18 protein-coding genes are annotated in these 23974 nt (G+C 69.6%); 8 read left to right on the forward strand and 10 right to left on the reverse strand.

The window, feature by feature from the left end:
- Window positions 1–3 precede the first annotated feature (3 nt).
- Window positions 4–1191: a glycoside hydrolase family 1 protein gene (locus ACSW7Y_RS00545; RefSeq protein ID WP_438124458.1), complete on the forward strand. Its 1188-nt coding sequence runs from the start codon at window positions 4–6 to the stop codon at window positions 1189–1191.
- A 60-nt stretch (window positions 1192–1251) separates the two neighbouring features.
- On the opposite strand, the gene ACSW7Y_RS00550 is transcribed toward ACSW7Y_RS00545, so the two are convergent.
- A complete protein-coding gene (locus ACSW7Y_RS00550; protein WP_438124413.1) occupies window positions 1252–2154 on the reverse strand; it encodes a hypothetical protein in 903 nt (300 codons plus the stop codon).
- 108 nt (window positions 2155–2262) lie between these two features.
- Between ACSW7Y_RS00550 and ACSW7Y_RS00555 the strand changes: the two genes are divergently transcribed.
- Window positions 2263–3441 (forward strand): glycosyl hydrolase family 28-related protein, encoded by a 1179-nt coding sequence (locus ACSW7Y_RS00555; RefSeq protein WP_438124414.1) that lies wholly within the window; start codon window positions 2263–2265, stop codon window positions 3439–3441.
- Window positions 3442–3502: 61 nt separating this feature from the next.
- Here the strand turns inward: ACSW7Y_RS00555 and ACSW7Y_RS00560 are convergent, their stop codons facing one another.
- Window positions 3503–3937: a hypothetical protein gene (locus ACSW7Y_RS00560; protein WP_438124415.1), complete on the reverse strand. Its 435-nt coding sequence runs from the start codon at window positions 3935–3937 to the stop codon at window positions 3503–3505.
- 122 nt (window positions 3938–4059) lie between these two features.
- Here ACSW7Y_RS00560 and ACSW7Y_RS00565 point away from each other — a divergent pair, with 122 nt between their 5' ends.
- The 4 genes from ACSW7Y_RS00565 to ACSW7Y_RS00580 are packed head-to-tail and all read left to right on the forward strand — an operon-like array spanning window position 4060 to window position 8889.
- Window positions 4060–5325 carry a nucleotide sugar dehydrogenase gene (locus ACSW7Y_RS00565; RefSeq protein WP_438124416.1) on the forward strand — a complete coding sequence of 422 codons (1266 nt, stop codon included), beginning with the start codon at window positions 4060–4062 and terminating at the stop codon, window positions 5323–5325.
- Window positions 5326–5333: 8 nt separating this feature from the next.
- Window positions 5334–6389 carry a glycosyltransferase gene (locus ACSW7Y_RS00570; RefSeq protein WP_438124417.1) on the forward strand — a complete coding sequence of 352 codons (1056 nt, stop codon included), beginning with the start codon at window positions 5334–5336 and terminating at the stop codon, window positions 6387–6389.
- A complete protein-coding gene (locus ACSW7Y_RS00575; RefSeq protein ID WP_438124418.1) occupies window positions 6386–7612 on the forward strand; it encodes a hypothetical protein in 1227 nt (408 codons plus the stop codon). The genes ACSW7Y_RS00570 and ACSW7Y_RS00575 overlap by 4 nt, the downstream gene beginning before the upstream one ends.
- On the forward strand, window positions 7609–8889 hold the full coding sequence (locus tag ACSW7Y_RS00580) for a hypothetical protein (protein ID WP_438124419.1): 1281 nt from the start codon (window positions 7609–7611) through the stop codon (window positions 8887–8889). Before ACSW7Y_RS00575 ends, ACSW7Y_RS00580 begins: the two co-directional genes overlap by 4 nt.
- A 791-nt stretch (window positions 8890–9680) precedes the next feature.
- Here the strand turns inward: ACSW7Y_RS00580 and ACSW7Y_RS00585 are convergent.
- The 3 genes from ACSW7Y_RS00585 to ACSW7Y_RS00595 are packed head-to-tail and all read right to left on the reverse strand — an operon-like array spanning window position 9681 to window position 13316.
- A complete protein-coding gene (locus ACSW7Y_RS00585) occupies window positions 9681–11108 on the reverse strand; it encodes a polysaccharide biosynthesis tyrosine autokinase (RefSeq protein WP_438124420.1) in 1428 nt (475 codons plus the stop codon).
- Between the two features lie 58 nt (window positions 11109–11166).
- Window positions 11167–12192: a glycosyltransferase family 4 protein gene (locus ACSW7Y_RS00590; protein WP_438124421.1), complete on the reverse strand. Its 1026-nt coding sequence runs from the start codon at window positions 12190–12192 to the stop codon at window positions 11167–11169.
- Entirely contained in the window at window positions 12189–13316 is a 1128-nt protein-coding gene (locus tag ACSW7Y_RS00595) for a glycosyltransferase (RefSeq protein WP_438124422.1), read from the reverse strand. Before ACSW7Y_RS00595 ends, ACSW7Y_RS00590 begins: the two co-directional genes overlap by 4 nt.
- Window positions 13317–13392: 76 nt before the next feature.
- On the opposite strand from ACSW7Y_RS00595, the gene ACSW7Y_RS00600 reads away from it, so the two are divergent.
- Window positions 13393–15453: an acyltransferase family protein gene (locus tag ACSW7Y_RS00600; RefSeq protein WP_438124423.1), complete on the forward strand. Its 2061-nt coding sequence runs from the start codon at window positions 13393–13395 to the stop codon at window positions 15451–15453.
- A 3-nt stretch (window positions 15454–15456) separates the two neighbouring features.
- Here the strand turns inward: ACSW7Y_RS00600 and ACSW7Y_RS00605 are convergent, their stop codons facing one another.
- The 5 genes from ACSW7Y_RS00605 to dnaK form a co-directional block, all read right to left on the reverse strand.
- Window positions 15457–16599 carry a class I SAM-dependent methyltransferase gene (locus tag ACSW7Y_RS00605; RefSeq protein WP_438124424.1) on the reverse strand — a complete coding sequence of 381 codons (1143 nt, stop codon included), beginning with the start codon at window positions 16597–16599 and terminating at the stop codon, window positions 15457–15459.
- Window positions 16600–16622: 23 nt separating this feature from the next.
- The gene (locus tag ACSW7Y_RS00610) at window positions 16623–17033 is read right to left on the reverse strand and encodes a heat shock protein transcriptional repressor HspR (protein ID WP_438124459.1); all 411 of its coding nucleotides are present in this window, start codon (window positions 17031–17033) and stop codon (window positions 16623–16625) included.
- A 132-nt stretch (window positions 17034–17165) separates the two neighbouring features.
- The gene (locus tag ACSW7Y_RS00615) at window positions 17166–18167 is read right to left on the reverse strand and encodes a DnaJ C-terminal domain-containing protein (protein WP_438124425.1); all 1002 of its coding nucleotides are present in this window, start codon (window positions 18165–18167) and stop codon (window positions 17166–17168) included.
- 23 nt (window positions 18168–18190) lie between these two features.
- Window positions 18191–18850: a nucleotide exchange factor GrpE gene (locus ACSW7Y_RS00620; RefSeq protein WP_438124426.1), complete on the reverse strand. Its 660-nt coding sequence runs from the start codon at window positions 18848–18850 to the stop codon at window positions 18191–18193.
- Between the two features lie 2 nt (window positions 18851–18852).
- Window positions 18853–20718 (reverse strand): molecular chaperone DnaK, encoded by a 1866-nt coding sequence (dnaK, locus tag ACSW7Y_RS00625; protein WP_438124427.1) that lies wholly within the window; start codon window positions 20716–20718, stop codon window positions 18853–18855.
- A 282-nt stretch (window positions 20719–21000) separates the two neighbouring features.
- Between dnaK and ACSW7Y_RS00630 the strand changes: the two genes are divergently transcribed.
- Complete coding sequence (locus ACSW7Y_RS00630; protein WP_438124428.1) at window positions 21001–23958, forward strand: hypothetical protein; 2958 nt, start codon at window positions 21001–21003, stop codon at window positions 23956–23958.
- The last annotated feature ends 16 nt before the right edge of the window (window positions 23959–23974 follow it).

Here is a 23974-nt window from a genome sequence, read left to right on the forward strand (position 1 = left end):
ACCATCATCACCACGCTGCAGTTCCCCGACGGCTTCCTCTGGGGCGCCGCCACCGCCGCCCACCAGATCGAGGGCAACAACGTCAACAGCAACTGGTGGGTCCACGAGCACGAGCCCGACACCACCATCGTCGAGCCGTCCGGGGACGCCGCGGACAGCTACCACCGGTACCGCGAGGACATCCGGATCGCAGCGGACCTCGGCCTGAACTCCTACCGGTTCAGCATCGAGTGGGCACGCATCGAGCCGGAGCGCGGCTTCGTCTCGCGCGCGGAGATCGACCACTACCGCCGGATGGTCGAGACCTGCCACGAGTTCGGCATCGAACCCATCGTCACGCTCATGCACTTCACCGTCCCTCGGTGGTTCGAGCGCGACGGCTTCTGGCGGGCACCCGACGCGGCCGACCTGTTCGCCCGCTACACCGAGGCCGCGCTGCCCGTCGTGCAGGACGGTGTCCGCTACGTCTGCACGATCAACGAGCCGAACATCGCCGCGATGCTCGCCGGGGGAGAGGACGCGTCGAACCTCGTCGCCTACGGCCTGCCGAACCCGGACCTCGGGGTCGCCGATGCCCTGCTCGCATCGCACCAGCGCTCCCGCGAGGTCCTGTCGCAGGTGTCCGGCCTGCAGTCCGGCTGGACCATCGCGACGCAGGCGTTCCGCGCGAACGGTGAGCCCGGCTCCGAGGAGATGCTCCGGGAGTACGGGTACCCGCGCGACGACTGGTACCTCGAGCAGGCAGCCGGCGACGACTTCCTGGGCGTCCAGGCGTACACCCGGACCTTCATCGGGCCGTCCGGCCCGCTCCCGGTGTCCGACGACGTCGAGACCACCCTGACGGGCTGGGAGTTCTACCCCGAGGCCTCCGCGGACGGCCTCCGCAGCGCGTGGGAGCTCTCCGGCCACGTGCCGCTCATGATCACCGAGAACGGCATCGCCACCGCGGACGACTCCCGTCGCGTCGCCTACACGCAGGGCGCCCTCGAGGGCATCCACCGCTGCATCGAGGACGGCATCGAGGTCCTCGGTTACCAGCACTGGTCCCTCCTCGACAACTACGAGTGGGCCTCGGGCTTCCGCCCGACCTTCGGGCTCGTCGCGTGGGACCCGGAGACGTTCGAGCGGACGCCGAAGGACTCGGCGCGCTGGTACGGACGGGTCGCGCAGGCGAACGCGCTCACGGTCTGAGACGGGACCAGCCGGGAGGCGCGACCAGCGTGACCACGCGGGTCGCGCCTCCCGGCTGCTTCAGTCCGCCGATTCGTCGGAGGTGGGGTCGTCCGCGGTGAAGCGGAGCCCCGCGGTCTGGTCGTCGTACCAGGCCAGGAGGACCTCCTCCGCCTTCCGTGCACCGCGCTCCCGGGCGAGGTCCAGGGCACGGCGCCCCTCGGCGTCGAGCACCGTCACGTCCGCGCCCCGTTCGAGCAGCGCCTCCGTGGTGCCGCGCCGGTCGAACCACGCCGCGGCGTGCAGCGGGGCGAAGCCCCAGCGAGGATCGACCTCGTCGATGCCCACCGGATCGCCGCCGATGCCGTCGAGCGCGAGGGAGAGCCCGCCGACGTCGCCGTGCGCCGCAGCCCGGACCGCCGGCGTCGCCCACTCCACCCAGCCGTCCGGCACCGGACCGTGCCAACCGTGCTGGCGCCGCTGTTCCAGGCCTGCCCAGTCGTCCTCGTGCACCGAGCGGACCTCGATCGCGACGTCACGGAAGTGCACCGCGAGCTCGCCGGTGGGGGAGAGCAGGAGCCGGAGCTCCCAGACGTCCGCGTCGACGTGCGCGAGTTCCCCGCGCGAAACGTGGACGTCCCCGGCCAGGAGGTCCAGCGGCTCGGTGTCCTGCGGTTCGAGCACGGCCCGGTCGAAGCGGAGCGTGACGCGTGCGTGGTTCCAGCGCTTCCAGAGGCCGTCCGGGGTGTCGAGCACCTCGTCGTTCCGCACGACCACGGCTGCACTGACCGAGGCGCTGGCGTCGTCCGCCGGGGCGTCGACCTCCCAACGCTCGACGCGGGCCTCGTTCCAGGTGACCGACGCGAGGGCGGCCACCGTCGGCGGGGCGTCGGTCAGGAGTCGTGCGAGGTGCTCGGGGTAGCCCTCGACGTCCTCGAGGGAGACGTACCCGACCCCGGGCCAGCCCACTCGACTCCATCGCACGGTCCGACTGTACTGGGATTCCTGCACAGGCCGACCGCAGCGGTGGCCGGGCCACAACGTATACAACATGTTCGGCGGACGGCGGGGTGACTCCCTACGGTCATCGGCATGCCTCCACGCGTCTCCCGCCGCCGAGCCGTACTCGCCGCCGGAACCGCCGTCGCCGCTGCGCTCGGCGCCGTGCTCAGACCTCCTGCCGCGGGAGCGGTCACCGCGCATCCTCGCGACCTGAACGGCGACCCCCTCATGGGCGTCGACGTCCGCGAGTACGGCGCCGAGCGCGGCGGGACCATCGACTGCACAGCCGCGTTCCAACGAGCGGTGAACGCCGCGTCCAGCTCCTACGGCCGGGTCCTCGTGCCGAACGGTACCTGGTTGGTCAACGGCATCACGGTCCCGAAGCTCGTGAAGATCGTCGGGCTCGGAGCGGACATCAGCTACTACGCCTCGTCCACGACGCGCTCGGGCGGAGCGAACCTCGTCCGAGACCCGGCGGTGGCGACACCGATGCTCACCGTGAACGGCCACGGGGTCTCGATCGAGAACCTCACCCTGCTCGGCAAGGGTGGCTCGGCTCCGCTGCTCGTCGTGCAGAACGGCTTCGAGTCGCGGTTCGATCGACTCCGGTTGCACGGCGTCACCGGAACGGCACTCCACGTCGAGCAGCTGAACAACAACTCCTGGACCGACGTGTTCATCAACGACTGCGGCTCTGCGTCGCAGGCCGCCATGCGGATCCGATCGCCCAGAGCCGCGACCAACTCGAACACGCTCACCTTCACCAACCTGACCATCGAGGGGAGCGCCAACACCGCGCTCGACATCGGCTGGGGGTCGACCGCGCAGGACTTCGTCGAGTTCGTCCGCTTCATCGCACCGCACTTCGAGGCGGAGCAGCGCGACGGGACGAACCCCCTCGTGCGGATCGGGAACGTCCGCAGCGTCGAGTTCCACGATGCCCTCATCTACGGAGGGCCGGGCCCGCTCGTCCGGCACGAGGAGCAGTTCGGCCGCGGTGCGGTCCTCCGCGGCGGGGTGCGCTTCATCGGCGGCACGCTGCTCGGGATGAACGGCAAGGTCGGGCGTCCGAGCGGTGTGCTCGTCGACCTGGTCGCGGGCGACGACACCGCCCTCCTGGGCACCCGTCTCGGCCAGTTCACCGAGGCCGGGATCAGGATCGGCGCTGCCTACGGCCCGCGGGTCCACGCCGGAGCGGACGTCAGCGCCGAAGGCTACGACAGCCGGGGAGCGGCGGCGTCCAGACCGCTGCTCGATGACCGGCGATGAAGCGACCGCGGGCTGCCAGCCGGTCGGCTGACAGCCCGCGGACGGAGTCGGGCGATGCGGGCTACCGAGCGGTGACGGTGTTCTTCGCGCCGTCGTCCTGGACATCGGCACCGCCGTCGTGGGTGACGGTGTTCTCCTGACCCGCGACGATGATCTTCTTCGCACTCGCGACGTCGGCGCGCACGCTGTCACCCTCGATGACGAGCGTGCCGACCTTCCCGAGCTCGAAGGTCGACCCCTTCGCGCCGAGGCCGACGATCGAGACGTTCTCGCAGTCACCGAGGGTGAAGGTCTCGCCGGCCTTCGTGTTGCTGGTGAGGATCGTGGCGAAGCCGTCCTCGCACTTGTCGTAGACGGTCTCGATCGGTGTGACGGTCGGCGATGCGGTGGGCTTCGGGTCCCGCTCGGGTGCCGCATCGTTCGCCGAGCAGCTGCTCAGCGCGACGGAGGCGAGGGCGGCGACGGCGAGGGCGGTGATCAGGGGCATGCGCTTCACGGGGGTCTCCTTCGGGTGCGCCGGTCTGTGCGGCGGCTATGTTTTGCAAGCAATTGCGCTTGCAATGTCAATACTGATGCGCAATACTTCACATGTCAACCCGATCCACCCACGGAGGAACCATGGAGCGCAACGTTCAGGCAGTCGTCGTCATCGGACAGGGGTACGTCGGTCTCCCCGTCGCCATGCGAGCCGTCGCTGTGGGCCACACCGTCACCGGCATCGACCTCGACGAGCGTCGAGCGTCCGCGCTCGCCGGCGGCGTCTCCTTCGTCGAGGACATCCCCTCCGCAGAGGTGCGGGCCGCGATCGATTCGGGCCGGTACCGTGCACTCGCCTCGTACGATGCGATCGGCGCCTGGGACGTCGCCGTCATCACGGTCCCGACGCCGTTGCACGAGAGCCGTCCGGACCTGACGTACGTCGAGCAGGCGTCCGCTTCCCTCGGCGCGTCACTGCGCCCCGGCGGCACCGTGATCCTCGAGTCCACGACCTATCCCGGCACGACGGAGCAGCTGGTCGTACCGATCCTCGAACGCGTGTCGGGACTGGTCGCCGGTCGGGACTTCTCGGTCGGCTACAGCCCCGAGCGGATCGACCCCGGCAACCCGACCTGGGGCTTCGTCAACACGCCCAAGGTCGTCGCCGGCATGGACGACGCGTCCCTCCGTCGCGTGCAGGACTTCTACGACTCGCTCGTGGAGCAGACGGTGCCGGTCGCGGGAACCCGAGAAGCGGAACTCACGAAGCTGCTCGAGAACACGTTCCGGCACGTCAACATCGCTCTCGTGAACGAGCTCGCCGTGTTCGCGAGCGAACTCGGTGTCGACATCTGGGAGAGCATCGACGCAGCGGCGACGAAGCCGTTCGGCTTCATGAAGTTCACTCCCGGGCCCGGCGTGGGCGGCCACTGCCTCCCCATCGATCCCAGCTACCTCTCGTGGGAGGTCAAGCGCTCCCTCGGCAAGACCTTCCGCTTCGTCGAGCTCGCGAACGACGTGAACGAGCACATGCCCGACCACGTGGTCGCCCGTGCGACCTCGATGCTGAACGACCGGCGGAAGGCGGTGCGTGGATCGCGGATCGCCCTCGTCGGACTCTCGTACAAGAAGAACTCCGGAGACACCCGCGAAGCCCCGTCCGCCAGGGTCATCGAACTGCTGGGTGGTCTGGGGGCCGAGCTCATCGGCATCGACCCGCACGTCGAAGACCACCGCTGGCCGTCGGAGGTCCAGCGCGTCGAACCGACTGCCGACGCGCTCGTCGGGACGGACCTCGCCGTCGTCCTGACCGACCACGACGACGTCGACCTCTCGATCCTGGCCGGGATCCCCACCTTCGACAGTCGGAACGTGCTCGCACCGTCCGCCGACGTGACCGTCCTCTGAGCACCGCGATGCGAGTCGTCCAGTACGGGGTGCACGACGTGCACTACCCCCGCAACGTCAGGATGCGTGCGTTCCTGAGCTCGGACCTCGGCGCAGAGGTGACGGTCGTCGAGCGCACCCGCTCCGGGCGCAAGCTCCGCCGGGCAGTCGCGGACGTCCTCTCCCTGTGGCGCGCGTCACGAGGGGCCGATGTCGTCGTCCTGTCCGAGTTCCGGCTCACGCACGCGCCACTGGCGTGGGCAGTGGCGCGACTCCGGGGCGCGCAGCTCGTCGTCGACCACTTCGTCGGGCTGCACGAGACGGTCGTGGAGGACTGGGCGACGGTCCGTCCCGGAAGCCTGGCCGCGCGTCGCCTGGCGGCACAGGACCGGCTCGCCGCGCGCCTCGCCGACGTCTGCGTCACCGACACCCGACCGCGAGCCGAGCGCCTCCAGGAGCTGTACGGGCGCCCGGTCCTGGCACTCCCGGTGGGTGCCCCCGAATGGGCTCGACCGTCCACCGGGTCCGCCACGCGCGGGGACGCCCTCCGCTTCCTGTACTACGGCAACTACCTTCCGTTGCACGGCGTGCCGACGATCGTCGAGATCCTCGCCGAGGTGTCCCGCTCGCGAGCGGTCGTCGCGGAGTTCATCGGTGACGGGCGAGATCGATCGCACGTGCAAGAGATGGTCCGGGAAGCCGGCCTCGGTGGCGCGGTCCGGTTCATCGACTCCGTCCCGGAGACTGCGCTCGCCGAGCACATCGCAGCCGCCGACGTCGTGTTCGGCGTCTTCGGTGATTCCCGGAAGGCTCGTGACGTCGTCCCCAACAAGGTGTGGCAGGGGCTCGCGTGCGGCAAGACGACCGTCACCGGCGACGGGCCGGCCGTGCGTGAGCTCGTCGAGGTCGTCGGACGACAGCTCCTCGTGGTCGACCGGACGGATGCACCGGCAGCGGCGGACGCGATCCTCGGGGTGCGGGCGGACGTCGAGACCGCGGCAACGGCCCACACGCGTCTCGAGCAGTTCACCGCCGCTGGGTACGCCTGCCTCGCGGCTGCCCTCCGTCCGGCGTTGACGTCGTGAAGCGGCACCTCCGGCGTGCTCGGTCGTTCGGGCTCTACGTGCTCGCACCCCTGCTCGCCGCTGTCGCACCGCTGCTCGTCATCCCGGCGACCACTGCGCGGTACGGCGCGGCCGGCTGGTCGAGCATCGCCATCGGGCTCTCCTCCGGGCTCGTCGCTGCCGTGATCGGAGAACTGGGGTGGTCGATCGTCGGCCCGCAGCAGGTCGCCCGTCGGCCGCAGGATGCCTCGGACGTGTACGACCGCGCGCTCGCCGCACGGGTCATCGTCGTCGTGCCGCTCGCGGCACTCAGCGCTGCGCTCGCCGTGGTCCTCGCACCGCACCACGCGCTCGCCGCGGGCCTGGTCGCCGCAGGCGTGACCCTCGGCGCGTTGAGCCCCGCCTGGTACTTCACAGGGTTGAACAGGCCACACCTGACCCTGGCCACCGAGAGCCTCCCGCGCGTCGTGCTCGTCGGTGGCGCCGCGGTCGGCATCGCGTGCGGTGGTGCCCTCGAGCTGTACGGCATCGCACTGATCGTCGGGGGCATCCTGCCGCTGGCGCTCGCGACGTCGATCGCACGTGTCCGGTGCGTCCCGAGCGCTGCCGCCGTCCGTGCGGTACCGACCACCCTCCGTGCGCAGTGGGCGCTCGTGGCGGGCCGCGGCGCCACGACGATGTACAAGGCGCTGCCCACCCCGATCCTCGCGGTGATCGCACCCGACCTCGTCGCGCTCTACGCGGCGCTCGACCGTCCGCTCCGCCTCGGCTTGCAGTTCCTGACAGCGGTGCCCCAACGGCTCCAGGCGTGGGTCGCCGTGGAGGACGACACCGTCCGTGTCCGACGCACCCGACGCGCACTCGTCGCGAACGTCGTCTCGGGGGTCGCGGCTGGTGGCGTCTTCGCCTCGGCGATGCCGCTCGTCGCTCCGGTCCTCTACAGCGGGACGGTCGACGTGACCGCTGCGCTGAGCGTGCCCGGTGGTGTCTTGGTGGCGGTCATCTGCGCTTCCCGCGGGTTCGGTCTGGCGCTGGTCGCCGACGGTCGTGCGGGTGTCACCGTCGTCGCCGCGCTCGCCGCGGCAGCGATCGGGCTGCCGGCGATCGTGTTCGGCGCGATCGGCGCTGGCGCGGCGGGGGTCATCGCTGCGCTCGTGCTGGCGGAGTTCGTGGGTATCGTCGTGCAGTGGGCGAAGCTCACTCCGCGCAGTCGTCCACGCGATCTGCAGGAGGTGGCGGCGTGATCGGCATCATCGTGGCGGGCCTCGTGGTCATCGCCAGCCTGTCGATCGTGTTCCTCGTCACACCCGTCGACCGGCGGCGTGGAGTGGCGGCAGCGCTCGGCGTCGCCGTGCTGGCGTTCGGTGCGAGCGCGACTGCCCCTCCGCTCGTGCAGAACGCGTCGCAGGCAGGTGCCGCTTGCCTCTTCCTGCTCGGGGCGGCGACGACCGGGCGGCGGTTCACCCTCGGTCGTGCGACGCCGGTGTTCTCACTGATGGTGGTCTTCGCGGGGATCGTCCTGGTCACCACCGTCATCGTCTACCCGGCGGGCGCTGTCGCCTGGGCGAAGCTGGCGATCGTCGCCGTGACCGGTATGTCCTGCGCTGCCGGGTTCAGGCCGGCAGACCGCGCCGTGTTCCTCTCCGGTCTCGTCGGCCTTGCGCTCGTCGAGTCGATGTTGGGCTTCGCAGAGTTCTTCGTCGTCGGCGAACCCGTTCCGTGGGGTTTCAAGCTGCGCGCCGACGGCAGCAGCTCGATCCTGCTGAACCCGATCCTGCCCGGATCGCCCGTGCGGATCTCGGGGTCGCTCGGCCATCCGATCGCCTTCGCCACCTTCATCGGCGCCGCCCTGCTCGTCGTCGTGTGCGAAGGCAAGCGCCGGGCCGCGCTCTGGCGCACCACGCTGCTGGCGGCCTTCATCGCAGCGATCGTGCTCTCCGGGAGCCGGAGCGTGATGATCGGCGTGGCGCTGGGCGTCATCGTCGTGGTGTGGAGCGTGCGCCACGGCGTCGTCGTGCGGGTGTTCGGCGTCGTCGCGGTGCTCTTCCTCGGCGGTGTCGTCTTCGCGTCCGACATCGCGGCCGCGGTGGATCGACTCGTCAGCTCCGGGTCGTACACCAACAGGGCGAGCGCTCTCGATGCGGTCCCGGGGCTCCTCGGCCGCGAACCGCTCGAGGTCCTGTTCGGATCGGGCTTCGGGTCGGACTTCGACCTCTACCACCGTGGCTTCTTCCCCCAGGACGGCTTCATGGTGATCGACAACCAGCTCGTGACGACCATCGGCACCGAGGGCGTGGTCGGTCTCCTCCTCGTCGTGTCGGTCTTCACGGCTGCCTGGCTCCGTGGCGACGCGATGCGTCGAGGGGTGCTCGCCATGTTCGCCGTGATGCTCTTCTCGTTCGACTACTTCGGTTGGTTCCTCATGCTCACGCTGCTGTCGGTGTTCCTCGTGTTCCCGTCGGTGGGCCGCGTGACGACCGCTCCGTCTGCCGCGGAGGAACCTGCGTCCGCGATGCCGTGAGCTCCGACTCCGGCTGGCTCGCCTCCGAGCGATGGGCTCCGCGGCGTTGTCGGATCGTCGACTCGTCCGTCATCGGCCGCGGTGGGTCGTGCTCGGATTCGCTGTCCTCGAGGGACCGGACGACCAGGGCCCGGCGGACGCTGACGCACTGCCTGACCCCTCGCCGACCCTGATCGAACCGTCCGCACCGGAGGACGCGCCACGTGCCTCGCAGATCGGCCGACTGACTGCGGTCGCCGAGCGGTCTCCGGACGGTCCCCATTCGACCGCGAGCGGATCGTCCGACCCGCGGCGGTGTTCTGCCGGCGACGAGGCGGACGCCTACCTGCCCGTGACAGGGTCGTAGTGACGCCGCCGCCGATCGTGATCTGCAACGGATCCACGACGCCGTGCTCACCGCGAGTGTCGTCGCTGGGCCCGTCCGGCGAAGTCGTTGACCTGGTGCCTCTCCGCCTGGGCGCGACGCCCTGTGACCGGGCCAGGCCGTCGCGCGCTCGGTACGGACGTGTGCCCGCGATCCGCGGCGCGGCGTGCAGGATCCGGCGGGTTCGGTCGTCGCGACCGGGACCTCGCGCGACGAGTGCGACGAGTGCGACGAGTGCGACGAGTGCGACGAGTGCGACGAGTGCGACGAGCGCGACGAGTGCGACGAGCGCGACTTGCTGGACGGGCTCGACGACCACGACGAGCTCGACGAGCTCGACGAGCACCCCGACCACGACGAGCACGACGAGGAGGGCGCTGAACCTGTCGGTTCAGCGCCCTCTCACCACCTGCAGCGGTCGTCCGCGTCATCCTTGCGCAGCGCGACGTCCTCCGGGCCGCGGTACTGCCGATGAGTCGACAGCGCTGGCGCCCTTGCCGTAGTAGGCGTAGTACGTGCCGTAGCCGTACGCTCCCGCGCCCTTCGTCGGGAGCATCGTCATGACCAGCCCGAGCGTCCTTCCACCGACACTCGCCAGCGCTTCCAGGGCGACCCGGAGTTGGTTGCGAGAAGCGCGCCCGGACGCAGCGATCATCAGCGCGCCGTCGGTCAACCGTGCGAGGAGCGCCGCGTCCGTCACCGGGAGCAGCGGAGGTGCATCGATGACGACGTAGTCGAAGGAGGAGGCGAGGTCCTGGACGAGCGCGCGCATGCGGGCGCTCCCAAGCAGTTCCGACGGGTTCGGGGGGATGCGGCCCGCGGGCAGGACGTGCAGCCCGCCCGTGCCCCAGGGGTGGATGACGTCGTCGAGCTCGGCGCGTCCGATCAGGACGTCGGTGAGTCCGGCAGCTCCCTCGACCCCGAGGACGTCGTCCAACCGAGGACGACGGAGGTCGGCATCGACGATCACGACGCGGACCCCGCTCTCCGCCATGGCGATGGCGAGGTTGGCCGCTGTGGTGCTCTTCCCCTCGGACGGGAGCGAGGAGGTGATGGTGAACGTCCGGACCGTGTCGTCGAGGTCGACGAACTGCACGTTCGTGCGCAGTGTGCGGAACGACTCGGCACGGGGACTGCGGGGGTCGGCGTGGACGATGAGGGGCTGCTTCGAGGCAGTCGGGTCGTAGCCGATCCCGCCGAGGACGGGCAGGTCCGTCACGGAGCGCACATCGTCCTGCGTGCGCACCTTCGTGTCGAGGGTGCTCCGCAAGAGCGCGGCGGCGATCCCCAGGACCAACCCGATGGCCGCGCCGAGGACGAGGTTGTTGATCAGCTTCGGGGTGGTCGGACTGGTCGGGACCACCGGGGGCTCGATCGTACCGATGCGGACGAGCGAGGGTCCGCCGGACGTCGGCGTCTCGAGGTCGTCGGTGACGACCTCGGCGAAGCTGCTCCCCACGGCAGTGGCGATCTTCGCGGACGTTGCCGCGTCGGGGTCCAGCACCGTGATGGCGATCACGACGTTGTTGACCTTCGAGGATGCACTGACCCGACCCGCGAGCGCAGCGACGGTCGTGTCGAGCCCGAGGTCGTCGATCACCGGCTGGAGCACGCTCGCGGTGGGGACGACATCGATGTACGACGACACCTTCTGCTGCGCCGCGCTGTTGCCCTGCACCAGCTCGCTGGTCGTCGTGCCGGTGGACTGCACGGAGACGAACACCTTGGTGGTCGCCGAGAACATCGGGGTCGCAGAGAGCGTGAGGGCCGCTCCCGCCGCGGTCCCCAGGAGCAGGGCCGTCGCGATGAGCGCCCATGAGCGGCGCATCACCCGGATGAAGTCTGCAGTGGTCATCGTTCCTCGCAATGCTCGTGGTGTTTCAAGTATCACATGCTGATTGCCGATAATGCAATCACTTGAGATGGGAACGCGCTGCTGCGAAGGACGCCTCGATCGAGAGGCGCTGCGCATTGGCGTAGACGTGGTCGGACACGCGGACTCGGAGTTGCTCGTCCTCGATGAGCGATCGGACGGCCCGAGACCACGCTGCCGTGTCGCCGACGGGCAGGATGAACCGGTCTGCCAACTCCTGCTCGGTGTAGAGGAAGGGTGCGGCGCCCGTCTGGTCGCTCAGGATGACGGGCATCCCCGCGCTCGCTGCTTCCACCGGACTGCGCCCGAAGGCATCCCGGTGGGACGTGCAGAGCAGGATGCCTGGCGTGGCCCAGACGTCCTCCGGCCGCGCCCATCCCTTCCATGTCAGGCTGTCCGGAGCGTCAGGAACGAGCGCCTCGCGAAGCGGTCCCTCACCGAACAGCACCGCGGGCGCCTCGGTGCTCCGGACGACGTCGAGGAACTCCGTCGCACCCTTCTCCGGTGAGATCCGTCCCGCCCACACGAGGGGTCCGATGTCCCGTCCGTCGGTGGTGCGGTGGAGGAGGGGGATGCCGGCCGGGACCAGTTCGGCCCGCCGAGCTCTGCGGATCTGCTCCGCGAGCAGGGGCGAGGTCGCCCAGACGGCGTCGGCGTGGCGGAGCGCGCGCGTCTCGAGGTACCGCAGGAACACGCTCCTCGTCCAGCGCTGCTCACCGGGGCCCGGCCAGGGGAGGCCGCGTACCCATGCCACGTGGCGCGCGGCCGAGCGCGATCCGGCGACGGCGACGTCGCTCTGCGGCACCATCGTGATGACCGTGTCCACCCGGTCCAGCTCCGCGGCGAGCCGCTGACGCAGCTCCGACAGCAGCGCGGAGCCTCGTGTCGCGACGTCGAACTCCGTGACGCCCGCCTCCGGTGTCGGCGTGCCCCCTGCGCCCGGACGGACGCCGATCACGGCACTCCAGTCCTCCCCGGCGGCACGGGCTGTGCGGACGAGGTCGATCGTCGAGCGGTAGACACCGCTCCGCGCGGACAGGGGCGCGGCGACCAGCAGGACGCTCATGCCGCCAGCCGATCGAGCATCGTCCGCGCCTTGTCCTGCCACGTCGCGTGGTCCGGGATCCGGGTGGGTCGTCGTCCGACACGTGCTCCACCCGGCTCGAGCCAGGCACGGAGGGTGGTGGCGTGCTCGGAGATCGGCAGTGCAGCGATGCCGTCGATGCCTCGCTCACCCGCACCCGCGACCGGGGTGGACAGGGTGGGGAGCCCCGCGGCGCGGTACTCGTAGGTCTTGATGATGTCCCCACCGACCTCGAACGGCCCGACGTTGTGCGGAACCCAGCCGACGTCGAACGAGGCGAGGAGGTCCGGGACGTCGTCGTAGTGCACGTCACCGAGGAGGGTGATGTTCGGTTCGGCCTGCAGCGGTGCACGGTACGAGCGGTCGAGGACCGGGCCCGCGAACACGAACGCGAACTCCGGGAGTGCCCGTGCCGTGCTCAGGATGCCGGCGAGGTCGAGGCGCTTCCCGATCTTCCCCACGTACCCGACCGTGGTCGGGCCGACTGCCCCGTGACGAGCCGAGAAACGCTCGGGGTCGCACCCGTTCGGGAGCAGCACGACGTCGTCCCGTCCGAAGCGTCGGGCCAGCGCTGCCGTCCCTTCGGCGTTGGCGGTCACGTGGTCGGCTCGGTCGAAGGCGATGCGGTAGGCGGCCTCGACCTCGGCTCGGATCGGCTCGAAGGCGTAGTGCGTCGTCCAGTCGTCGAGCAGGTCGAGCAGGACGACGTTGCGCCCGAACGGATTGCGATCGGCGGGTGCCGTGGCGACGAACGGGTTCCACACCACCGCCGGGGCGTCGAGCCCGCGGTGCGACAGGACCGGGTAGTACCGCGCCGAATCGACCCACCACCGCCTTCGCGATCGCGGGTCGGGCAGGCGGGGCGCGCGGACGGACAGCGGGCGGGTGCCCTTCGCGCTCCTGCCCGTGGTCCTCCCGTGGGGTGCGGCGACGAGAGGGTCGGGGCGGCTGATGACGGTGACACCGCCGTCGGTGTCGGTGAGGCGACCGAGCCACTCGATGACGTGGCCGTCGCGGGTGCGGTACCCCTCGGCGAGCAGCTTGCGCTGGCCGTGCATGGGGTAGGCGAGGAGGTGCGGATCCACCGCTGCGTGTCGGATTTTCATAGCAAATGTTAGTATATCACAGCCAGTTCATGGCCCCCCTGGCCCATAAGCATCACCCGTGAAATACAATATGTACATGCAGCATGACTTTCGACCGGAACTGGAGGGGCTCCGCGCCCTCGCCGTGGCGCTCGTGATCGGGCAACACGCCTTCGTCGCGCCACGCGCTGGGTGGATCGGCGTGGACGTGTTCTTCGTGCTCTCCGGGTACCTCATCACGCGGGGCCTGGTCGGGGAGCTCGGTCGTACCGGATCCGTCGACTACCCGGCCTTCATCGCGCGACGGGCGCGTCGGATCCTCCCGGCGTCGATCGTGGTGATCGTCGTCGTGGCGATCGCCGCGTTCGTCGTCTGGTACACCCCACGCTCGGTCTCGATCGCACAGGACGCGGCAGCGTCCCTCCTCTCGGTCCAGAACTGGCACCTGATCGCGACCGGCACGTCGTACTTCGCCGAAGGATCGCCGGTGTCACCGCTGCAGCACTTCTGGTCGCTCGCCGTCGAGGAGCAGTTCTACGCGTTCTGGCCGATCGCTGTGCTCGTCGCTGCGCAGGTTCTGCGCGGCCGGATCGCTCCGGAGCGCGTCGTGCTCCTGCTGGCGATCGCGACGGTCGCGGTCTCGGCCACCTGGTCGGTCCTCCGTCTCGATCGGACCGACGCCTACTTCGATCCGGGGGTCCGCGCGTGGGAACTCGCCGCGGGCGCGGCCCTCGCAGCCGGGGGCGTCGCCCTCCGTGGTGTCGTCGCGTCCGTGGCCGTCGTCGTCGGGGGTGCCACGATCATCCTGACCGCGGTGCTGATGCCGGCCCATGTCTCGAATCCCTTCCCCTGGGTCGCGCCCGCGGCGTTCGGCACCGTGCTGGTCATCGCCGGAGGACGGTCCGCGTCCGCGGCCGTCACGGCTCCGCTCCGGTGGGGCCCGGTCCGGTACGTCGGCAGGATCTCGTTCTCGCTGTACCTCTGGCACTTCCCCGTACTCGTCGTCGGTCGGGCGCTGTTCCCCACCGCACCGCTCACCGATGCCGCCCTGGTCGGCCTCGCACTCATCGCCGCGATCGGTTCCCACCGCTGGGTGGAGAGACCGTTCCTGGAAGGCAGACGAGGTCCGCACGGCTCGGCTGTCACGGTGTCGGGACAACGGGCGTGCGAGCGGTCCCTGCGACGGGTGGCGTCCGTCTGCACGGTCCCGTTGCTGGTGGCGGCGACGGTCGGGCAGGTCGCGGTCCCCGCGGCTTCCGACCAAGCAGCCGCTGCTCGAGCCGTCGGGCTCGCCGTCGAGCGGATGCCGGGGCGGGCGGCGACCGGAGTGGAGATCATCGAGGGCCTGCACACCTCGCCGACCCGGACCGAGGCCGCTGCTGCGTTCGACTCCGCCTCCACGATCCAGTTCGCGCCGGAGATGAGCAGCACGACCGGGTGCCGCAACGAACTCAGTACGCCGCTCCGTCACGCGCGGACCTGCGACTCCGGACCGAGCGACGCCGCGCACACAGCGGTGGTGATCGGGGACTCGATCGCGATGTCCTGGATGCCGGCCGTCCGAGGCGCGCTGGAACCGGAGGGTTGGCGTGTCCGGGGGATCGGGTTCGCTTCGTGCTCGCCGTCGTCAGCCGGTCGCACTCCCACCCGCGAGGGCGATCGGCTCTGCGCGGGCGCCCGTGAGCGCATGCTCGAGGAGGTCGAGCGTGTCCACCCCGACCTCGTCATCGTCTCGAACGACGAACAAGCCTTCACCCGGTCGATCGGTGCTGATCCGGTCTCCGCCGCGACGAACTGGGAGTGGCGGACGCGCGCGCTCGTGACGGACCTCGCGCTCGTGGCCGACCGCGTGGTGATCCTCGGCGCTCCTCCGGTCGGCGCGGCGCCCGCAGCGTGTGCCACGAGGTTCTCCGGCGTCGAGCCCTGCATCACGGCACCGAGCGCAGAGGGGCGGGCCCTCGTCGCCGCGAACGAACGTGCGACGTCGAATCAGGAGGGTGCGGAGGTCATCGACGTCGTCGACTGGTTCTGCGCCGCCGATCGCTGCCCGCCGATCGCCGGGGGCGTCCTGGTCCGGGTGGACGACCGACACCTGACGTCCGCCTACTCCGAACGGCTGTCCGGCGTGCTCCGATCCGCGCTCGCGGACGGGCGCTGAGCGTCAGGCCACCCGCGAGGCCGTCACCGTGAACCTGTCCGTCCGGACCACCTGACGCGTCGGCCCGACGACCCGCTCCAGCACCGGCCGGTAGCGCAGGTGCGAGTTCCAGACACACCACAGTTCACCGCCGGACTGGAGGATCGTGGCTGCGTTCCGGAACATCGCTTCGGCTGCGTCGGTGGTCACCGTGGTGTCCGCGTGGAACGGCGGGTTGCACAGCACCAGCTGCGCGCAGCCGTCCTGCAGTTCGTCGCCGGCGTCGGTCCGCACGACCTGCACCCGGTCCGCGACGCCGTTCGCCGCCGCGGTCGCCCTCGTCGACGCGACTGCGATCTGCGAGACGTCCGTGGCGATGACCTTGATCGCGGGCCGCTGCCGCGCGAGCGACACCGCGATGACGCCGTTCCCGCACCCGAGGTCGACCGCGGTCCTCGCCGTGGGGACGGCGTCGCGCACCACGTCGAGCAACACGCGCGTGCCCTGGTCGAGTGAGGTACCCGCGAAGACGCCGCCGTGTGCGACGAGGGTCAACCCGAGTTCGTCGTTGTGGACCGACCGCGGCCACGGGTTCGACGTGTCCGCACGGACGGCAGAGGCGCGGAGCGGGTCCTGGGCGACGAGCAGCCGCGACTTCCCACGTCCTCGCGACGCGGTGACCTCGCCGAAGTACCGGCGGAGGACGTCGTTCTGCCCGAGGTTCATGTGCTTCGAGACCCCGCCGCACAGCAGCACGACGTCGGGCGCCGCGTACCGGGCGACCGCACGGGCGACCTCGTCGAGCCGGTCGTTCGACTTCGACAGCCGGAGCAGCACGAGCCGCGCGTCGGTGAACGCCCGTTCGAGCGAGTCCGGGTGGTGGAAGCCGCGCCGACCGAACACGCCCGCGTTGGCCTCGAGTGCGCGCACGCCGACGAGGGAGTCCTGCACCACCCGGACGTCCGAGGCGCCGTGCAACGAGACGACCCCGAGCGTGAGGACGCCGTTGCGGTCGTCGACGACCGCGACCTCACCGGGCTGCCGGAGTGCGTCACCGTGGACGTGCGGCGCCTCGTCGAGGATGAAGCGGTCGGTGCCGTCGATCGTGATGAGGTCCGGCGCGTCGTCGACGCGGCGGCGGAACAGGTCGACGAAGTCCGGTGGCACGGCGCCACCCTACCCAGTGCGGCCTAGTGCGGCGGACGCCAGAGGACGATCTGCGTGTTCCGCTGCGGCCGCACACCGGCGCGCAGCGGGACGGCGCCGCCCGTGGCGGAGGCGGCGAACACGCGCGCTCCCGGTCGGTTGATGAGCTGGTCGGCGAGGGCGGTCTCGAGTTCCGACACCCGCGAGCGAAGCGCCCGGTTCTCGTTCTCGAGCTCGAGCACCCGTCGGATGCCCTCGAGCGAGACGCCCTCGGATCCGAGCCGTGCGATCTCCCGCAGCTGCGCGATGTCGCGCATCGAGTACCGCCGCGAGCCGCCGCGGGTCCGCCCGGGCACGACGAGGCCGAGCCGGTCGTACTGCCGCAGGGTCTGCGGGTGCATCTCGGCCAGCTCGGCAGCCATGGCGATGGCGAAGACGGGGGAGTTCTCGTCCATGTCGGTCATCGACCGCCCCTTCCGTTCACCACGTGGTCTGGAACCCAGTCTGGAGGGACGGTGCGGGTTCCTGACGGAGCCGCACCGTGCCTCCAGGCCGGGTTGTGACGCGCTGTGCGCGTGACGCGCGTCCTACCCGCGCGCCTTGGCGAGGAGGTCCTCGCGGGGGTCCTCGTCGGGCAGCGCAGCGGCCAGGGCCTCGACGGCCTCCCGCTGCTTGTCCGACAGGTGGGACGGCACCGCGACCTGCACGGTCGCGAGCAGGTCGCCCGTGCCCTTGCTGGTCGAGACACCGCGGCCCTTGACGCGCAGGACGCGACCCGACGGGGTGCCGGGGGCGACCCGCAGCTTGACGGGATCGCCGCCGAGCGTCGGGACCTGGATCGTCGCGCCGAGCGCCGCCTCGGTGAACGTCACGGGGACGTCCACGCGGAGGTTGAGCCCGTCGCGCTCGAAGACCGGGTGCTTCCGGACGGAGACCGTGACCACGAGGTCGCCGGGCTCGCCGCCGTCGGGGGAGGGCTGCCCGCGTCCGCGGAGGCGGATCTTCTGCCCGTCCGCGACGCCGGCCGGGATCCGGACGTTCACCGGACGGCCGTTGCCCTGCGAGAGCTTGACGGTGTCGCCGGCGATCGCGGTCGCGAAGTCGAGCGTCGTCGACGCCGTGACGTCCTGACCCTTCGAGGGGCCGCCGAAGCCGCGGTAGCCACCCGACGACTGGCCGAAGCCGCCCCCGCCACCGAACATCCCGCCGAGGATGTCCTCGAATCCGCCGCCACCGCCCTGGCCGAAGCGCACGCGCTGTCCGCCTCCGCCAGCGCCTCCACCGAACATGCCGCCGAAGACGTCCTCGAAGCCGCCCTGAGCGCCCGGGCCACCCGCGGTGAAGCGAGCCCCGGACCCCATGGCGCGGACCTGGTCGTACTCGGCGCGCTGGTCGTTGTCGGACAGCACGGAGTAGGCCTCGCTGATCTCCTTGAAGCGGGCCTCGGCGGCGGCATCGCCCGGGTTGGAGTCCGGGTGGTACTGCCGCGCGAGCTTCCGGTAGGTCTTCTTCAGCTCAGCGTCGCTCGCCGTCTTGTCGACGCCGAGGACCTTGTAGAAGTCCTTGTCGAACCAGTCCTGACTGGCCATGAATCCCTACCTCCTTCCCGCGGTCAGGCCGGGACCGCGACCGCGACCTTGGCCGCACGCAGGACGCGCTCGCCGAGCTTGTAGCCCGGCTCGACGACGTCTGCCACGGTCTGCGCGGTCGCACCCGGCGTGGGGAGCTGCACGATCGCCTCGTGGATGTTCGGGTCGAAGGCTTCACCCTTCGCGCCGATCTGCACGAGCTTGAACTTCTCGAAGCCGCCGCGGATCTTCTGCCCGATGACCTGCATCGGGCCCTCGGCGAGGTCGCCGTGCGCCTCGGCGCGGGTGAGGTCGTCGAGCGCGGGCAGGAGTGCCCGGACGACCTCAGCGATGGCGACCTCGCGGTTGGCCTCACGGTCGCGCTCGACGCGCTTCCGGAAGTTCACCAGCTCTGCCTGCGCACGGAGCATGTCCGCACGCATCTCCGCCACGAGGTCGCGGTCCTCGGAGCTGAGCTTGTCCTCGGCGATGCCCCGGGCCGCGTCCGCGAGCAGCGCTTCGTCCTCGGGGGAGAGGTCGTTCTGCTCGTCGGCTGCGGGACCGCCGGCGGCGGGGCCGTCCGTGGGGACTTCCACGTCCGGCCCCTCCGCCTCGATGAGGTCCTCGGGCTGCTGCGCGTTCGTGGCGTCGCCCTCGACCTGGGGCTCGTCCTCGTTCGGCACGTTGTCCTTGGGATCCGTCATCGTTACTTCTTGTCCTTGTCGTCCTCGTCGTCCACGACCTCGGCGTCGACGATGTCCTCGTCGTCCTGCGTCGCCTCGTCACCGGCGGGCTGCTCGCCACCGGCCGCGGCACCCGCGTCCTGCTGGCTGTAGATCGCCTGGCCGAGCTTGCCCTGCGACTCGTTGAGCTTGTCGAACGCGGCCTTCACGGCGTCGTCGTCCTCGCCCGCGAGTGCCGACTTGAGGGAGTCGACGTCGCCCTGGACCTCGGACTTGACGTCCGCGGGGAGCTTGTCCTCGTTCTCCTTGATGAGCTTCTCGATCGAGTAGACGAGCTGCTCGGCCTGGTTGCGACGCTCGTTGGCCTCGCGACGGGCCTTGTCCTCGGCCGCGTGCTCCTCGGCCTCGCGGACCATGCGCTCGATGTCCTCCTTCGGCAGCGACGAGCCGCCGGAGATGACCATCGACTGCTCCTTGCCGGTGCCCTTGTCCTTCGCGGACACGTGCACGATGCCGTTCGCGTCGATGTCGAACGTGACCTCGACCTGCGGGACGCCACGGGGAGCCGGAGCGATGCCGGTGAGCTCGAAGGTGCCGAGCGGCTTGTTGTCGCGGGTGAACTCGCGCTCGCCCTGGAAGACCTGGATCGCGACCGACGGCTGGTTGTCGTCGGCGGTCGTGAAGGTCTCGCTCCGCTTCGTCGGGATCGCGGTGTTGCGGTCGATGAGCTTCGTCATCAGGCCGCCCTTGGTCTCGATGCCGAGCGACAGCGGCGTGACGTCGATGAGCAGGACGTCCTTGCGCTCGCCCTTCAGGACACCGGCCTGCAGCGCGGCGCCGACGGCAACGACCTCGTCCGGGTTGACGCCCTGGTTCGGCTGCTTGCCGCCAGTGAGGCTCTTGACGACCTCGGCCACTGCGGGCATGCGGGTCGAACCACCGACGAGCACCACGTGCGCGATGTCGCTGACCGAGACACCCGCCTCCTTGATGACGTCGTTGAACGGCTTCTTCGTGCGGTCGAGCAGGTCGGAGGTCATCTGCTCGAACTGTGCGCGCGAGATGGTCTCGTCGAGGTTGAGCGGGCCGTCCGCCGTCAGGGTCAGGTACGGCAGCTGGATGCTCGCCGACATCTGCGACGAGAGCTCCTTCTTCGCCTGCTCGGCGGCTTCCTTGAGGCGCTGCTTCGCGATCTTGTCGGTCGAGAGGTCGACGCCGTGCTCGTCCTTGAACTTCTTGACGAGGTAGTCGACGATGCGCTGGTCCCAGTCGTCGCCGCCCAGGCGGTTGTCTCCGGCGGTCGCGCGGACCTGGATCGTGGAGAAGTCGTCGTCCTTGCCCACCTCGAGCAGGGAGACGTCGAAGGTGCCGCCACCGAGGTCGAAGACCAGGATGAGCTCGTCTTCCTTGCCCTTGTCGAGGCCGTAGGCGAGCGCGGCAGCGGTCGGCTCGTTGATGATGCGGAGGACGTTGAGGCCGGCGATCTCACCGGCGTCCTTCGTGGCCTGGCGCTCGGCGTCGTTGAAGTACGCCGGGACGGTGATGACCGCGTCGGTCACGTCCTCGCCGAGGTACTGCTCGGCGTCGCGCTTGAGCTTGCCGAGGGTGCGGGCCGAGATCTCCTGCGGCGTGTACTGCTTGCCGTCGATGTCGACCTTCCAGTCGGTGCCGATATGGCGCTTGACGGAGGCGATGGTGCGGTCGACGTTCGTGACGGCCTGGCGCTTGGCGGTCTCGCCGACCAGCACCTCGCCGTCCTTCGTGAACGCCACGATCGACGGCGTGGTTCGGAGCCCCTCGGCGTTCGCGATGACCGTGGGCTCGCCGCCCTCGAGCACGCTGACGACCGAGTTGGTGGTTCCGAGGTCGATGCCTACTGCACGTCCCATGTGTTGGTGCTCCTTCTGTCAGTGCTGGTGATGCGAAGTCGATGGACTTGCGTCCGATGGACTCAACCCTACTCCTGACAGGAGGCGCGTCAACTCTGGCAGCTGAAAGTTGCGTCCGAATGACTCAACCCGTCCTCATCACAGCAGGTTGTATTTCAGTTCATTGTTTGATATTTTGGTATGGCAGCGGGGTCTCCCGCGATGACACTGACCGCGAGCCGCGGGCGACCCGATCGTCCCGAACGACGCACGCGGCACGACCCCTCGAAAGGGATCATCCTCATGTCCAAGAAGACCAAGCGTCTCGCGAAGGGCCTGGGCGCATCCGCCCTCGCCATCGCGACCATCGCCTCCGGCCTCTCCTTCGGCGCCACCGCCGCATCGGCCTCGATCAATTCGGAGTCCAACAGGACGCAACGAGGCCTGCTCGTGACCGCATCGACTTTGCAGGACTACAGCGCTCCGTTCGCGAACGGCATTGGCTCCGTTTCGATGCGCGGCTTCTCGTCCGCGACAGAAGCCAAAGCCCATGCCACTGAGTGGTCAATCCCCCGAGAAGGAATGGAGAGTACGGTCCGACCGACCTCGAATCCAGAGCTCTGCCTGAACTCCGTCGCACAGCTTGCATCTTGCGTACCAGGTGATCCTCTACAGCAGTGGCGGCTGTCGAAGACGTCATCGGGCTATGGGGTGAGTGGTACCGGGCTCGAATCTGTGGGTCGTCCCGGTCACTATTTCTCGTTCTCGTATAAGAACGACCGCATTATGGGCACGCAGACGGGTTCAGCGGCCGACCGAATCGAGACAATCGCGGACTTCACCTCGTTCGGAGCTGAAGTGACAACGGTGGACATCGTTGGTCGATCAGCGGTCGTGACGGGGCGTGGTACGCCGGGCGCTGATGTCGTTCTGCAGTGGGGGGACGGCGAGTACGAGGACGAGACCCGCGTGAACGACGAGGGTGTCTGGGACTTCGAACTCGACAACCTCAAGCTTGGCTCGAACCCGGTGAAGCTGCTGCAGTACGAGAACCAGGAGCTCACCTCGGAGTATGACCTCGACGTCGAGCTGAAGATCGCTGACCTGGTGGTCGAGCACAAGTTTGGTGAGAACGCTTCGGACCTGGTGACCCTGTCGGGCACGGCGCAGGGCGGTGCGATCGTGGAGGTGTTCAACGAGGACGACCAGCGGGTGGTTGGGTCGGAGCCGGCGGACAGCATCACGGGTGCGTGGAGCGTGGAGCTTCCGGCGCCGAACAAGGGCGGCTCGTACGACGTGAACGTGTACCAGGCGCTGCAGGGTGAGCGGGCGAGCAAGACGCCGGTGTCGATCGACTACGGCAAGCAGCTCGTGGTGACGCGTCCGGCGGACGGCTTCGTCCACCCGGGCGGACAGATCGATGTCCGCGGCACCGGTGAGCCCGGTGCGACGGTCGAGGTTCACGAAGGTGATCGCCGTGTCGGCGGCCCCGTGAAGGTGCGTGCCTCGCAGAGCTGGGACCTGGACACGACCGACCTGGACGCGCGCGAGCACCGTCTGACGGTGACGCAGAAGTCCAAGGGCGGCAACGTCCAGACCGACACCATCATCGTGAACGAGGGCGAGTCGTCGGTTCCGGCTCCGACCGCGAAGGTCGAGTTCGGTGCGGCTGTGACGGATCGTGCTCGTGTGACGGGCACCGCGCAGGATGGCGCGACGGTCACGGTTCGTGACGCGAAGAATGCTGTTGTTGGGTCGCCGCAGGTTGTTGATGGCCGGTATTCGCTGCCGGTGAACTCGCCGGGTGCGGGTGAGCGGTCGTTCTTCGTGACGCAGCGGATCGACAATGAGGTGTCGGAGCCGACTCGGGCTGTGGGTGATTTCGGTGCCGCGGTCGCAGTGACGGCGCTCCCGGCGCAGTCGACGCCGGGCGATGTGACCGTTGCGGGTACCGGTGAGACCGGTGCGAAGGTGTCGGTGAAGGTCGGCACGCAGACCCAGACGGTTGATGTCGTGGATGATCGTTGGTCGACGACGGTGGAGCTTGCTCCGTCGAACACGGCGGCGAACATCACGGTCTCGCAGACCGCGCAGGGCAACACCGTCACGACCGGGGCAGCGTCCACGACGCCGAACCTCCCGATCCCGGCGCGTGCGGTGACGATCGATGAGCCGTCGTCGCACGAGTACACGCCGCTGGTCGAGACGACGCTGACGGGTACGGCGACGCCGTACGCGTCGGTGAAGATCGAGACCAAGTACGGGAAGGAGATCCGTGTGCTCAAGGCGGACAAGAACGGGAACTGGTCGTTCAACCGCGAGTACGGACCGTCGAGCGTCTACACGTTCATCGCGACGCAGACGCGAGTGGACGGCACGACGTCGCAGTCGGGTGCGTTCGTGATGAGCCCGATCGGTGCCTTCCGTCCGCTGACGGTCACCAGCCATGAGGACGGCGGCACCTACACGTCGGGTGAGAACACGTTCCGTGGGACCGCGACACCGGACGCGATGGTCCGCATCACGAACCAGTGGGGTCGTGTGATCGCGTCCACGCAGGCATCGCCGGTGTCGGGGGCGTGGGAGGCCAAGGGCAAGCTCGGGCCGACTGCTCCCTACACGCTGACGTTCACGCAGACCGCGCCGGACGAGCAGAAGGACATGGTCACGATGGACCTCTCGTCGGACATGCAGGCCTACGAGGACGCGGCTCTGACCTCGCCGTCGAACAACTCGACGTACAAGCCGGGTGTCACCACGTTCACGGGCACGGGTTCGGAGGGTACGAACATCGTGGCGAAGAACCAGTGGGGCACGCTGATGGGGCAGGCCACTGTCGACGCGAACGGTCGCTGGGCGTTCGACCGGAACGTCGGGCCGAGTGCTGACTACCAGATCACTTTCACCGCCACGCGTGGCACGGACGGCAACACGTTCACGGTGAACCTGAACTCGCCGAAGTTCGCCGCGCTGACGTTGACCAGCCACGCGGTCGGCGACACGTACGAGCCGCTGCAGCGCGTGACGTTCTCGGGGAAGGCGTCGCCGTTCGCCACGATCACGACGTACTCGCGTGGGGAGACCCCGCTGGCGAACGCGACCGCGGTGGCGGATGCGAACGGTGACTGGTCCTACACCCGTTCCTGGGGCTCGCCCAACGGTGACAGCACCACCTACCCGCTGCGTTTCGTGCAGACCGATGTCTACGGCGCTGAGCAGGACACCCTGCCCTTCACCTGGGCACCGAACCCCACCGAGTAGCACCCACCACAACTGA

Source organism: Curtobacterium flaccumfaciens, from assembly GCF_051548005.1.
GTDB lineage: Bacteria > Actinomycetota > Actinomycetes > Actinomycetales > Microbacteriaceae > Curtobacterium.

Excerpts from the sequence above, each read along its gene's own strand:
- ACSW7Y_RS00620 (WP_438124426.1), bottom strand. The coding sequence starts at position 18,850 with ATGACGGATCCCAAGGACAACGTGCCGAACGAGGACGAGCCCCAGGTC.
- ACSW7Y_RS00610 (WP_438124459.1), bottom strand. The coding sequence starts at position 17,033 with ATGGACGAGAACTCCCCCGTCTTCGCCATCGCCATGGCTGCCGAGCTG.
- dnaK (WP_438124427.1), bottom strand. The coding sequence starts at position 20,718 with ATGGGACGTGCAGTAGGCATCGACCTCGGAACCACCAACTCGGTCGTC.
- ACSW7Y_RS00590 (WP_438124421.1), bottom strand. The coding sequence starts at position 12,192 with ATGAGCGTCCTGCTGGTCGCCGCGCCCCTGTCCGCGCGGAGCGGTGTC.
- ACSW7Y_RS00595 (WP_438124422.1), bottom strand. The coding sequence starts at position 13,316 with ATGAAAATCCGACACGCAGCGGTGGATCCGCACCTCCTCGCCTACCCC.
- ACSW7Y_RS00600 (WP_438124423.1), top strand. The coding sequence starts at position 13,393 with ATGCAGCATGACTTTCGACCGGAACTGGAGGGGCTCCGCGCCCTCGCC.
- ACSW7Y_RS00555 (WP_438124414.1), top strand. The coding sequence starts at position 2,263 with ATGCCTCCACGCGTCTCCCGCCGCCGAGCCGTACTCGCCGCCGGAACC.
- ACSW7Y_RS00615 (WP_438124425.1), bottom strand. The coding sequence starts at position 18,167 with ATGGCCAGTCAGGACTGGTTCGACAAGGACTTCTACAAGGTCCTCGGC.
- ACSW7Y_RS00570 (WP_438124417.1), top strand. The coding sequence starts at position 5,334 with ATGCGAGTCGTCCAGTACGGGGTGCACGACGTGCACTACCCCCGCAAC.
- ACSW7Y_RS00585 (WP_438124420.1), bottom strand. The coding sequence starts at position 11,108 with ATGACCACTGCAGACTTCATCCGGGTGATGCGCCGCTCATGGGCGCTC.
- ACSW7Y_RS00565 (WP_438124416.1), top strand. The coding sequence starts at position 4,060 with ATGGAGCGCAACGTTCAGGCAGTCGTCGTCATCGGACAGGGGTACGTC.
- ACSW7Y_RS00630 (WP_438124428.1), top strand. The coding sequence starts at position 21,001 with ATGTCCAAGAAGACCAAGCGTCTCGCGAAGGGCCTGGGCGCATCCGCC.